Raw genomic sequence first — 13165 nt, 5'->3', positions numbered from 1 at the left:
ACGGAAAATTTTCAGACAACCTGATGAGCGTGGCGCTTACCTCAGGAAGACAGGTAAGACGAACGGGTCAGCCCCAGACGCAAGGCATCGAGGAACTGCGTGCGCTCGGTGGCGCTGATGCGGGCACTGGCACACTTGTCGCGGTAGTGAGTCATCAGTTCCTCCGGCGACAAGTGCACGTAACGCAGCATGTCTTCGATGGTGTCGTGGGTTTCGATACCGGCGTGGTACACGCTACCGTCGGCGTTCTGGTAGATGTTCACCGAATCGGTGTCACCGAACAGGTTGTGCATGTCGCCAAGAATTTCCTGGTAGGCGCCCACCAGGAAGATCCCCAGCAGATAGTCTTCACCTTCATTCAGACCGTGCACCGGCAAGCTGGTCTCGATGCTCTGCTCGTCGACGTACTGCTTGATCTTGCCGTCGGAGTCGCAGGTCAGGTCTTGCAGCACGGCACGGCGCAGCGGCTCTTCGTCGAGACGGTGCAGCGGCAGGATCGGCAGGACCTGGCCGATGGCCCAGGTATCCGGCAGGCTCTGGAATACCGAGAAGTTGCAGATGTACTTGTCAGCCAGCTTGTCGTTGAGTTCGTCGAGCACCTGACGGTGGGAACGCTGACGAGCCTTCAACGAGTTGTGCAGGCGGCGGCAAACGGCGAAGTAGCATTGCTCGGCCAGGGCTTTTTGCGCCAGGGTCAGCTTGCCATCGGCGTATTGAGTGGCCACGTCGCTCATGTAGTGCGTGGCGCGCCAGTAGGTCTCGGTGACCATTTCGATGTCGGTCGGGCCTAGCAGGTCAACCAGCCACTGAACGGTTTCCGGCAGCTCTTCCTTGTTATCGATCTTCGGCACATCGTCGTTGTGTTTCTCGACGTCGGTCACCTGCACCACCAGCATGGCGTGGTGGGCGGTCAGGGAGCGGCCGCTTTCGGAGAAGATGTTCGGGTGCGGCAGGCTCTGCGCGTCGCAGAATTCCTTGAGCATCCCGACCACGACGCCGGCGTAATCGTCCATGTCGTAGTTGATCGAACTGGCGTTACGCGAGTGCGTGCCGTCGTAGTCCACGCCCAGACCGCCGCCGACGTCGATGTGATCCACCGGCAGGCCCAGGTTGCGCAACTCGCCGTAATAACGGATCGCTTCCTTGAAGCCGTGCTGGTAGTCCGCGAGGTTGGCGATCTGCGAGCCCATGTGAAAGTGCAGCAGGCGAATGCCCTGATCCAGACCGGCAGCGCGGAAACGCTCGACCACCGACAGCAGCTGCGCGGCCGACAGGCCGAACTTGGATTTTTCGCCGCCGGTGTCTGCCCACTTGCTCGACGCCAGGGACGACAGACGCACGCGCAAGCCGACCTGCGGCTTGACCTTGAGCGCCGCCGCTTCTTCGATCACCAGACCGACTTCGGATTCTTTCTCGATCACGATGAACACGTTGTGGCCGAGCTTCTGGCCCATCAGCGCCAGACGGATGAACTCGCGGTCCTTGTAACCATTGCAGACGATGGTGCCGCCCTTCGGCGCCAATGCCAGTACCGCCAGCAGTTCCGGCTTGGAACCGGCTTCCAGACCGATGGAAACGTTCTGGGTAGCAATGATGTTTTCGATCACCGCTTCCTGCTGGTTAACCTTGATCGGGTACAGCGCGGTGTACTTGCTCTGATATTCCAGGCGCTCGATGTTGGCGTCGAACGCACCGGTCAGCTGACGCACGCGGTCTTGCAGGATGTCGGGGAAACGCACCAGCAATGGCAAGGACAAACCGCTTTTGCGCAGTTGGTCGACTTGCTCGAACAGGTCGATAGGCGAACTGGTCGGGCCGTTCGGACGAACTTCGACGCGACCGGCGTCATTGATCGCGAAATACCCGGCCCCCCAATGGCGAATCCCGTAAACACTGCGGCTGTCCGCAACTGTCCATTGGCTGCCATCGTCTTTGCGTGTGCGTCGTACGGACATCGAAGTCCCCTATAAAGAAGTCATAGAGCGTCGCCTGGGTTCAGGCCGGCGCAGTCTAAAGTATGAAAATGACGGTTCGTCAACGAGGGGGTAGACCTCGCTGACCGCAGTGAGTTTAGAAACCGGTCATGAACAGGCTCTGTGAAAACCATGGAGACGACGCCAGACCAGAATGAATCGGGACTGGATCAAGCCGTGGGTGGTTTTCACAGAGGCTGCTAGCCGCCGGACTTCTTCGCTTTGAAACCGAGCTTGATCAGTTCTGCCAAGAGTAGCTCGACATGATCGCCCTGGATTTCGATGACACCGTCTTTCAGCGCCCCACCGGTACCGCAACGTTTCTTCAACGTCGTGGCGAGGTCCTTGAGCGCGTCTTCAGCTAACGGCACGCCGGTGATGGTGGTCACCGTCTTGCCGCCACGGCCCTTGCTTTCGCGACGCACGCGTGCGATGCCGTCGCCGGCAGGGATAACGGTCTGTTTGCAGATGCAGGCGTCCACCGGTTTACTGCATTCCGGGCAATGACGACCTGCGTCGGTGGAAAATACCAGGCCGCCCAGGGCGGCGAAGGATGCGGCTTTTTTGGCCACCGGCAATCCTCTTCGAGGACAAAGACTGGTCGCAGCACTTGGGAAGGCTATCGACCGCGAAGCCCCACTCAGGCAGGGGCAGCGCTACTGAAACGGTACAACATTCACTTCACTGTAGGAGCGAGCTTGCTCGCGATGGACGTCAACGATAACGCGGGCATCCAGAATGAACGCATCGTCTTTGAGTTCATCGCGAGCAAGCTCGCTCCTACAGCAATAACCAGCAATACCGGTTCAGTTTGAAAAGTCGCGCAGTGTAACGGCAAAAACGCCGATTGCTAAGAGCCAATCGGCGCCAATTTATAGCTGTTTTGCGACGTTGATCCGGCGTGAGCGCAAATAGCGCTTCAACGCGGCCAGAGAGTCCGGGCAATAAGGCTTTTGCCCGATTTCCAGCATGACCTGATCAATGGGAATAAAGCGCGCTTCCAGCACCTCTTCCGGTTGCAGGATCAACGGGCCGTCCCACACCGCCGAGAACGCCGAACACCACAGGCGATTGCCGGTGTCCTCGAAGAAAAAGTGGTCATGAGCGGTAAGTTCCACGCCACTCACTCCCAGTTCTTCCTCCAGCTCCCGGGCCGCCGACTCGGCGTAGGTTTCACTGGCGAGCACCATGCCGCCTGCCGCAACGTCCCAGTAACCGGGATAGATCGCCTTGCTCAGCGTGCGGCGATGCACGCACAACTCGCCAGCGGAATTGAACAACATGATGTAGGTGCCACGCCCGATCAGCCCACGTTCGCGCAAGTCGGAACGGACCAGGGCGCCGAGCAGGTTGTCCTGCTCGTCGACCCAGGCGATCTGTTCAGCATCGGACGCCGCGCGGTGCGCGGCTTCTCTGGCGTTATCGACCATGACTCAGCCCTGATTGAGCAATTGACGCAAATCGATCACCGCGGCGTTGGCCCGGGAAATGTAGTTGGCCATGACCAGCGAGTGGTTGGCCAGTACGCCGAAGCCACTGCCGTTGAGGATCATCGGGCTCCACACCGGCTCCTGCGACGCCTCCAGTTCACGAATGATCTGGCGCACGCTGACCGTGGCGTTCTTCTTTGCCAGTACGTCGGCGAAGTCGACTTCGATGGCGCGCAGCAAATGCGACAACGCCCAGGCCTGGCCACGGGCTTCGTAGAACACGTTGTCGATTTGCAACCATGGGGTTTCAACGATTTCTTCATCGACCTGCGGCGCCACACCCGGTGCTACCACCTCGGTTTTCAACGCGGTGTTGAGCTTGACCCGGCCCACACTGGCCGACAGTCGTTGCGACAGCGAACCCAGACGGGTGCCGACATCACCCAGCCAGTTGTTCAGGTTATCGGCGCGGGCATAGAACAGCGCGCTCTTCTGGTTCGGATCGGACAGGCGCGCTTGATAGCGGCTCAGGGAGTTGATGCCTTCCTGATATTCGGACTCGCTGGACGGCAGCACCCAGCTCTTGTTGTCGAAGTTGAAACGCGGCTCGGCCTTGGCCAGGTCGGCGTCTTCGGCGGACTGCGACTGCGAACGGGCGAAGTCTTTACGCATTGCCCGGCTCAGGTCGCGGACCTGCACCAGCACGCCGTATTCCCAGCTCGGCATGTTGTCCATCCACAGGCCTGGCGGGAATCGGTCGTTGGAAATATAGCCACCCGGTTTGGTCAGCAAGGTGCCGGCGACGGTCTTCAGGGTTTCCACCGTGGTGTAGCCGACGACCATCTGCTTGCCTTCTTTCTCGGCCGCCAGTTGAGCGGTCTGCTGGACCGGGAACAGCGCCGGCTCCTGGCTCCAGTACCAGCCCAGGACACTCGCCACCAACAGGTAGATGCCCAGCAAAGTGGCCAGCGCCCGGCTGAACAACAGACCGCCCAGATAACTGCGGGTCTCCGACTTCGGTTCAGCGGCACGTTCAGGCGCACTGCCTGTGCGGTTCTTCCAGTCCAGCATGGCGATTTCCTTTCAAGCTCTTGAGGTCAACGGTTCGACCACAACCATACAACAACGTGCCTTGGCCCGGCACCCGCCATCGCACCGATGCGGAAAATTACCGGTCTTGCGGATGAAAAGAGTTCCTGCCCACCCGATGAAGGTGTTGCCGTCGAAATCCTCCTAATGGTTTGGATGACACGTCCCAAGGGAATCCCTGACTCCCTGAAGCCAATAAAAACGGACCGGTCCGCACTGCTCAGACAGCCGTAAATGGCCAATGGCCTGTCACCCGCCAATTGCCGCCCTGCGCCCGTCAAGTGCCCTGATTCACGGCACTTCACCTCCGCACACGGCGACTAGACAGCCCGACATCAGACCGATCGGTCACAAACTGAATGAAGCCACATTGCAGATTATTGACGTACAGCACTCATGTAATGGAAAAGTGGTGCTAGCATAGAGCCACCAGTCGACCTCAGTGTGCACCCTAACTAGTAGTCAGGATATGACCGAGCCAGAAGACCCCAGCCGCGAGCGCCTCAAGCACCACTTTGCCCAGCGGGTAATTCATCAGGCTCGTCAGATTCTTGAGATATGGCAGCGCCTGCAACGCAGTGAGTGGTCCACCGCCGACCTTTCGCAATTGAGCGAGGCCAATCTGCGCCTGTTGCGTTTCGCCGAGCGCTTCGAACAACCGGAACACACGCAATTGGCACGCCACATCGGTCAGTCCCTGGAGGCGGTCGACGCTAATCGCGGACGCCTGAGCAGCGGCCTGATCACCGACCTCAATCGCTTGATGCAGCGCCTGTCGCGTACCGGCCTGCGCCATGGCGACCAACTCGATCAGACCTTCCTGCCACCGCTGCGCAAGCCCGTCTATGTGATGCTGCAGGATCACGGCCGCGCCGAGCGCCTGGCCAAACAACTGGAATTCTTCGGGCTCAGTGCCCAGTCCCTGGACAGCGTAGATGCGTTTCGCTCATCGATGGTCGAGCGCTTGCCAGCGGCGATTGTCATGGACGTGGATTTCAGTGGCGCCGGTGTCGGTCTGAAACTGGCCGCCGAAGCCCAGGAAGGCCTGGACCATCGCTTGCCGCTGCTGTTTTTCAGCCTGCACGAAACCGACACCCCGACCCGCCTCGCCGCCGTGCGTGCCGGTGGTCAGGAGTTCCTTACCGGCACCCTCGAAGCGTCGAGCCTGCTGGAGAAAATCGAAGTCCTGACCTGCGTTGCCCAATACGAGCCTTATAAAGTGCTGATCATCGACGACTCCCGCGCCCAGGCCCTGCACACCGAGCGCCTGCTCAACAGTGCAGGGATCGTCACCCGGACGTTGATCGAGCCGATCCAGGCCATGGCCGAACTGGCGGATTTCCAGCCGGACCTGATCATCCTCGACATGTACATGCCGGCCTGCACCGGCACGGAACTGGCCAAGGTGATCCGCCATAACGACCGTTACGTCAGCGTGCCGATCATTTACCTGTCGGCCGAAGACGACCTGGACAAACAGCTCGACGCCATGAGCGAAGGCGGCGATGACTTCCTGACCAAACCGATCAAGCCCCGGCACCTGATCACTACCGTGCGTAACCGCGCGGCACGGGCACGCAACCTCAAGGCACGAATGGTCCGCGACAGTCTCACCGGTCTGTACAACCACACGCATATCCTGCAATTGCTCGAAGACTGCTCGTTCCGCGCCCGCCGCGAAAGCAAGCCGCTGAGCTTTGCCATGCTCGACATCGACCATTTCAAACGGGTCAATGACAGCCACGGCCACCCCATGGGCGACCGGGTGATCAAGAGCCTGGCGCTGTTTCTCAAGCAACGCCTGCGCAAAACCGACTTCATTGGCCGCTACGGTGGTGAAGAGTTCGCCATTGTCATGCCGGACACCGATATCGAAGCGGCCTACAACGTGCTCGATGAAATCCGACAGCGCTTTGCCGAGATTCACTACCCCGCACAACCTCAGGATCTGTGGTGCACCTTCAGCGCCGGGTTGGTGGAGTTATGCGAAAACTCCGACAGCCTGATGATGGCCAGTCAGGCAGATGATGCGCTGTATCGCGCCAAACATGGCGGACGCAATCGAATACAGGCCGCTCGCACATCAAAGCAAAGTGCCACTTTTTTATCGGAATCGACCGATACAGTCATAACCCTGTAACAGAAACGCAATAACTTCAGGCACTTACCATTTCTGCCGTTGGTAGTCCGTAATGCGCCTGAAGCTGCTGACCAATCTCAATACCCTCCTTCTGGTGGCCGTGTGCATGGCCCTCGGCGCTACGCTGTGGTGGTCGCAGAAAGCCCTTGAGCGTCCGTATCTATTAATGGAGCGCTACCTGGGCCTGTCGCAGCAATTTCAGAATGAAGTCGCCCGCAGTGTCGAGGATTACCTCGCCAGCGGCGATGCATTGCGCCTGAGCAGTGCCGCCCAAGGCATCGACAACCTGCAAAAAGAACTCGGCGAATTGCCACCGGCCTTGGCCGAGACATTGCGCCCCAGCCTGTCGACCCTTGAAGCGTTCAGCAAAACCGACCTGCTGGCCGCCGGCAAACTGGCCGGCGATCCGCAGGCCTTGCTGCTGCAAGCCGAGCGTGAACTGGGTGCCAGTCTCGATCAGCTCAGCCAGTACGCCAGTGGCAATACGGCCTACCTGACGCCACTGCTCAGCGCATCGCAGCACCTGGGTAAGTTGTCCCTCGCGCGGGACAAACTGGTCAGCAGCGGCCGCAGCGAACTGGCTGCCGACGTCGAACGTGAAGTGGCCAACATCCGCACCCAGGCCGAAAAACTGGACGCCTTGCCCTTGCTGGGCGTGACCACCAGCAGCGAGTCGAACACCGATGATTTCGCCTCGATGATGGGCCTTGAGAACAAGGAAAAAACCGTCGCCGAAGATGCTGGCGTTGGCATCAAGCGCGAACTCAACAGCCTGCTCACCCGCTATCCGGCCGAGCTCAGACGCACTCGCGATCAAATCCAGAGACGCGCCGACCTCAGCGCTGCGACTCACGTGAAAATCGCCGACGTGCAACAGGCCATTGCCAGGCTGGAACCGGTGGTGCGCGCCCAGCACGGGCAGATCCAGGGTGAAGTGCGGCTGATGCAAGGCGTGATGATCGGCTTGATTCTGCTGATCGCACTGCTGATAGACACCCTGCAGCGCAAACTGGCCCGGACCCTGACCAACCTCGCCCCGGCCCTGTCGACCTGGGCCGAAGGCGACTTCAGCCGCGACATTCAACTGGGCAACACCAACCGCGAACTGCATGACATTGAAGCGTCGCTCAACCGCTTGCGCGCCTATCTGGTGGACCTGGTGGGGACCATTCGCCGCAACGCCGAACAGGTGGCCGGCAGCAGCCGCACCCTGGCTGACCTGAGCAACGACCTGCACAGCGGCGCCGAGCATCAGGCCGGCGACACGGCGCTGATCCGCGATTCCCTCAGTGAGCTGGAAGCGACCATCCAACAAGTCGCCGGCGATGCCAGCCAGGCCGCCGACGCCAGCCGCCACGCTGGCCTCGCCGTGGAGCATGGACAGAAAGTCATCGGCCTGAGCCTCACCGGCCTGCATGCGCTGGTGGATGAAGTGCAAGGCAATGCACAAATGATTGAACACCTGGCCGAAGAGTCGGCCACCATCGGCGGCGTGTTGACGGTGATTCGCTCGATTGCCGACCAGACCAACCTGCTGGCCTTGAACGCCGCCATCGAGGCGGCCCGGGCCGGGGAAATGGGCCGAGGCTTTGCCGTGGTGGCCGAAGAGGTGCGCTCACTGGCGCAACGTACCGCCGGGGCCACGGCGCAAATCCAGACGCTGATCGCAGGGCTGCAAACCGCCGCACGGCAATCGGTGGAAGGCATGCGCGCCCAGGTCGAACATGCCGAAGCCACGGCCAGCCAGGCCCAGGCCGCTGACGGCGCGCTGGATAAAATCGTCGGGGCGATCCAGACCATTTCCGACACGGCGATACGAATTGCTGATGTCACTGCCCAGCAGAGCGGTGCTGTCAGTGAGATCCGTGACCACAGCGAGCGGATTCACCAGCTGGGTGGGGATAACTTGTTGCGTATCGGCGAAGGGCGTGAGCAGGGAGAAAATCTTCTGGTGCTGGGAGGTCGACTGCATACAGCCGTTCAGGCCTTCCGCGTCTGACAGATAGCCATCGCGAGCAGGCTCGCTCCTACACTTGAAATGCATTCCCCTGTAGGAGCGAGCCTGCTCGCGATAGCGTCAGGCAATCCACCACAAAACTGTCGCTCTGCACGCCCCGCCGCCGTCCGCTATCATCCCCCCAATTCCGATACGCGAGATTGTCATGCGCCGTTTGCTTTGCCTGCTGTTATTAGTGTTCGCCCTGCCGGCCAGCGCCACTGGTCTGCTGGAGAACCGGCCCAGCTCAAGCCTGGGCTCGATCAACAACAGCGCCGACTTCCTGCCGGTGCGCGAAGCCTTTCAACTGAGTCTGGTAGAAAGCACGCCGCAATCGATCAAACTGCGCTTCGTCGCCACCGAAGGTTATTACCTCTACCGGCACCGTTTTCAGTTTCGCGCCGATCCCGCCGATGTTGTCCTCGGCGCGGCGAAACTGCCCGACGGCCAGAAAAAACACGATGAATACTTCGGCGATGTCGAGGTCTACCACGGCATTCTCGACGTCGAGTTGCCGCGCACCGACCAACGTGCCTTCACTCTGGCCGTGACCTATCAGGGTTGCGCCGACAAAGGCCTGTGCTATCCGCCGGAAACCGAGCGACTGAGCATCGACGGCAGCGGCGCTCCAGCGACGGTTTATCCATGGAGCTGGCGCGAACTGGCATTGTTTTTCCTCGCGGGTCTGGGCCTGACTTTCACGCCATGCGTGCTGCCCATGCTGCCGATCCTGTCCGGTGTGGTGCTGCGCGGTCAGGTCGGCGGCTGGCGCGGTTTCAATCTGTCACTGGCCTATGTGCTGCCGATGGCCGCCTGCTTTGCCCTGCTCGGTGCGCTGATGGGGCTGTTCGGTGCCCAGCTCAATCTGCAGGCGCGGCTGCAATCGGCCTGGGTGCTGGTACCCTTCGCGATGTTTTTTGCGCTGTTCGCACTGGCGATGTTCGGCGTCTTCGAACTCAAATTGCCGCACGCCATCAGCAGTCGCCTGGACCGCATCGCCGGTCGCACCAAAGGCGGTTCACTGTGGGGGGCTGCGGTGTTGGGCGTGGTCTCCAGCTTGCTGGTTTCACCCTGTGTTTCGGCGCCCTTGGCCGGCGCACTGCTGTACATCAGCGCCAGTGGCGATGCGCTGGGCGGCGGCTTGAAACTGTTCATGCTCGGTCTCGGCATGGGCGCACCACTGTTGCTGGTGGCCACCGGTGGCGCAGCCTGGCTGCCGAAAAGCGGGCCGTGGCTGGTCTACGTGAAAAACGCGATCGGTGTGTTATTGCTGGGACTGGCGATCGGCCTGCTCAGCCGCGTCTTGCCCGGCCAGGTCACCTTGCTGTTGATCGGTCTGCTGGCCGGTGGCGTCGGGCTGTTCATGGGCGCGCTGGAATTCGTCTACAAACCGCCGCGCGAGCGCCTCGTACAGTTGCTCGCAATGTTCCTGGTGTTTTACGCCCTGGCCTGCTGGTACGGCGCGCTCAGCGGCCAGACCGACCCGTTCAACCCGATTGGCCAGCCGCGCGTCGTCGAGAGCAACCAGCCTGTGCAAGGCACCAGCGCCTGGCAAACCGTCAGCACTTCCGCCGATCTGGACCGCACGCTCGCCGAGGCCCGGTCGTCCGGTACACCGCTGCTGCTCGACTGGTATGCCGACTGGTGCATCAGCTGCAAAGTCATCGAACATGAGGTGCTGGTCGACCCAGTCGTCGTCGAACGCCTCAAGGGTTACCGGCTGATCCGCTTCGATATCACCGCCAGCAACGCCGAACAGCGCACCCTGCTCGACCGTTATCAATTGTTCGGCCCACCGGCCCTGATGTTTTTCGGCAAGGATGGCGTCGAACGTGCCGATGTGCGGGTGATCGGCGAGATCAACGCCAAAGACTTCGCCGAGCGCGTTACCCGGGCGAATGACCCAATTTAATCGAGCAGTCATATATTTCGCGCAAACATCGGTCATTGTGCTGGCTATTGCAGAGAACTGGACAGTCACAAAGGCTTTGCGGCATAGTCGCCGGGTTCTGACCATTGCTCACAGATAACATAGGAACCGCCGATGGCGACGTTACTCGTTCTGCACGGACCCAACCTGAACTTGCTCGGCACCCGCGAACCGGGCACCTACGGCGCCACGACGCTGGCGCAGATCAACCAGGACCTGGAACGCCGTGCCCGCGAAGCCGGTCACCATTTGCTGCACCTGCAAAGCAATGCCGAGTACGAATTGATCGACCGCATTCACGCTGCCCGCAGCGAAGGCGTGGACTTCATTCTGATCAACCCAGCAGCTTTTACACATACAAGTGTCGCATTACGTGACGCGCTGCTGGCGGTGAGCATCCCATTCATCGAAGTGCATTTGTCTAACGTGCACAAACGCGAACCTTTCCGCCATCACTCTTACTTCTCCGATGTAGCGGTGGGAGTGATCTGCGGCCTTGGCGCCAGCGGTTATCGACTGGCCCTGGAGGCCGCCCTGGAACAGCTTGAACAACAAGTTAACCGCCCCTGACCGACCCTTGGGAGTTGATGATTCATGGATATCCGTAAAGTTAAGAAACTGATCGAATTGCTGGAAGAGTCCGGCATCGACGAGCTCGAGATCAAGGAAGGCGAAGAGTCCGTACGCATCAGCCGTCATAGCAAGACCCCGGCTCAGCAGTACTATGCGCCGGCTCCAATGCATGCTCCGGCTGCCGCGCCTGTCGCCGCTGCTCCGGCTGCCGCTGCCGCACCGGTTGCTGCCGCCGCGCCCGCACTGAACGGCACCGTTGCCCGTTCGCCGATGGTCGGTACTTTCTATCGCAAGTCTTCGCCAAGCTCGCCGTCCTTCGTGGAAGTCGGCCAGACCGTGAAGAAAGGTGACACCCTGTGCATCGTTGAAGCCATGAAGATGATGAACCACATCGAAGCTGAAACCAGCGGTGTGATCGAATCCATCCTCGTCGAAGACGGCCAGCCGGTTGAGTACGACCAACCGCTGTTCACCATCGTTTGAACCGCGGAGAGCCTTTGATGACTGCGAAGTTGGAAAAAGTTCTGATCGCCAACCGCGGTGAGATCGCCCTGCGGATCCTGCGCGCCTGCAAAGAAATGGGCATCAAGACCGTCGCCGTTTACTCCAAGGCTGACAAGGAACTGATGCACCTGGGCCTGGCAGACGAATCCGTCTGCATCGGTCCGGCATCGGCCGCCCACTCCTACCTGCACATTCCGGCAATCATCGCCGCGGCCGAAGTGACTGGTGCCACCGCCATTCACCCGGGCTACGGCTTCCTTGCGGAAAACGCCGACTTCGCCGAACAGGTCGAGAAATCCGGCTTCGCGTTCATTGGCCCGAAAGCCGAAACCATTCGCCTGATGGGCGACAAGGTATCGGCCAAGCACGCCATGATCGCTGCCGGCGTACCGACTGTTCCAGGTTCTGACGGCCCGCTGCCGGAAGACGAAGAAACCGCTCTGCGCATCGGTCGCGAAGTCGGTTACCCGGTGATCATCAAGGCCGCTGGCGGCGGCGGTGGTCGCGGCATGCGCGTTGTGCACAAAGAAGAAGACCTGATTGCCTCGGCGAAACTGACCCGCTCCGAAGCAGGCGCGGCGTTCGGCAACCCGATGGTCTATCTGGAAAAATTCCTGACCAACCCACGTCACGTGGAAGTCCAGGTACTTTCCGATGGCCAGGGCCACGCTATCCATCTGGGCGACCGCGACTGCTCGCTGCAACGTCGTCACCAGAAGGTTCTCGAAGAAGCACCGGCACCGGGCATCGACGAGAACGCACGCGAGGAAGTACTCGCACGCTGCGTCAGGGCGTGCATCGATATCGGCTACCGTGGCGCAGGCACTTTCGAGTTCCTGTACGAAAACGGCCACTTCTACTTCATCGAGATGAACACTCGTGTCCAGGTAGAGCACCCGGTTTCGGAAATGGTCACCGGCATCGACATCGTCAAGGAGATGCTCAGCATCGCCGCCGGCAACAAGCTGTCGTTCACCCAGAATGACGTGGTCATCCGCGGTCACGCACTGGAATGCCGGATCAACGCCGAAGACCCGAAAACCTTCATGCCGAGCCCGGGCACGGTCAAGCATTTCCACGCTCCAGGCGGCAACGGCGTTCGTGTCGACTCGCACCTGTACAGTGGCTATGCCGTTCCGCCGAACTACGACTCGTTGATCGGCAAGCTGATCACCTACGGCGCAACCCGTGATGAAGCCATGGCACGCATGCGCAATGCGCTGGACGAAATCGTGGTCGACGGGATCAAGACCAACATCCCGCTGCACCGCGACCTGACCCGCGATGAAGGCTTCTGCAAAGGGGGCGTGAACATTCACTACCTCGAGCACAAGCTGGCTGGCGAGAAGCACTAAGCTTCGACCCGATCAACAAAGCCGCCTTCGGGCGGCTTTGTTGTTTTGTAGGAGCTGGCTTGCCAGCGAAGGTGGCCAACGATAATGAGCGGTGCCTGAATCACCGCGGCGACCTGTCGATTTTCGCGAGCAAGCTCGCTCCTACAGTCGTCATGCCATGCTACTCCCACAAAAC

Annotated in this window: 10 protein-coding genes; 6 read left to right on the top strand and 4 right to left on the bottom strand. The window is 60.4% G+C overall.

Annotated features, from left to right (window positions below):
* Positions 1-41: 41 nt before the first annotated feature.
* The 4 genes from speA to KGA83_RS13860 form a co-directional block, all read right to left on the bottom strand.
* Positions 42-1955, bottom strand: a complete 1914-nt coding sequence (gene speA / locus KGA83_RS13875; protein WP_115947750.1) for an arginine decarboxylase — start codon at positions 1953-1955, stop codon at positions 42-44.
* Between the two features lie 218 nt (positions 1956-2173).
* Positions 2174-2545 carry a translation initiation factor Sui1 gene (locus tag KGA83_RS13870; RefSeq protein ID WP_008053936.1) on the bottom strand — a complete coding sequence of 124 codons (372 nt, stop codon included), beginning with the start codon at positions 2543-2545 and terminating at the stop codon, positions 2174-2176.
* Between the two features lie 300 nt (positions 2546-2845).
* Entirely contained in the window at positions 2846-3403 is a 558-nt protein-coding gene (locus KGA83_RS13865; protein ID WP_108219841.1) for an NUDIX hydrolase, read from the bottom strand.
* A gap of 3 nt (positions 3404-3406) precedes the next feature.
* Positions 3407-4474 (bottom strand): DUF2333 family protein, encoded by a 1068-nt coding sequence (locus KGA83_RS13860; RefSeq protein ID WP_108219840.1) that lies wholly within the window; start codon positions 4472-4474, stop codon positions 3407-3409.
* Between the two features lie 487 nt (positions 4475-4961).
* On the opposite strand from KGA83_RS13860, the gene gcbA reads away from it, so the two are divergent.
* The 6 genes from gcbA to accC all read left to right on the top strand — a co-directional run bounded on the left by gcbA (position 4962) and on the right by accC (position 12990).
* A complete protein-coding gene (gene gcbA, locus KGA83_RS13855) occupies positions 4962-6632 on the top strand; it encodes a diguanylate cyclase GcbA (RefSeq protein WP_108219839.1) in 1671 nt (556 codons plus the stop codon).
* Positions 6633-6684: 52 nt separating this feature from the next.
* Entirely contained in the window at positions 6685-8631 is a 1947-nt protein-coding gene (locus KGA83_RS13850) for a methyl-accepting chemotaxis protein (RefSeq protein WP_223529909.1), read from the top strand.
* Between the two features lie 163 nt (positions 8632-8794).
* Positions 8795-10540 carry a protein-disulfide reductase DsbD gene (locus KGA83_RS13845; RefSeq protein ID WP_223529908.1) on the top strand — a complete coding sequence of 582 codons (1746 nt, stop codon included), beginning with the start codon at positions 8795-8797 and terminating at the stop codon, positions 10538-10540.
* Between the two features lie 132 nt (positions 10541-10672).
* The gene (aroQ, locus tag KGA83_RS13840; RefSeq protein WP_007971361.1) at positions 10673-11128 is read left to right on the top strand and encodes a type II 3-dehydroquinate dehydratase; all 456 of its coding nucleotides are present in this window, start codon (positions 10673-10675) and stop codon (positions 11126-11128) included.
* A 24-nt stretch (positions 11129-11152) separates the two neighbouring features.
* Positions 11153-11614, top strand: a complete 462-nt coding sequence (gene accB, locus KGA83_RS13835) for an acetyl-CoA carboxylase biotin carboxyl carrier protein (protein WP_108219836.1) — start codon at positions 11153-11155, stop codon at positions 11612-11614.
* Positions 11615-11631: 17 nt separating this feature from the next.
* Positions 11632-12990, top strand: a complete 1359-nt coding sequence (accC, locus tag KGA83_RS13830; RefSeq protein ID WP_108219835.1) for an acetyl-CoA carboxylase biotin carboxylase subunit — start codon at positions 11632-11634, stop codon at positions 12988-12990.
* Positions 12991-13165 lie beyond the last annotated feature (175 nt).

Origin of the sequence: Pseudomonas sp. GL-R-19, from assembly GCF_019956375.1 — a bacterium.
GTDB lineage: Bacteria > Pseudomonadota > Gammaproteobacteria > Pseudomonadales > Pseudomonadaceae > Aquipseudomonas.
Note: the sequence above shows the minus strand (reverse complement) of the source record. Positions and strands in the feature narration are given on the sequence as shown.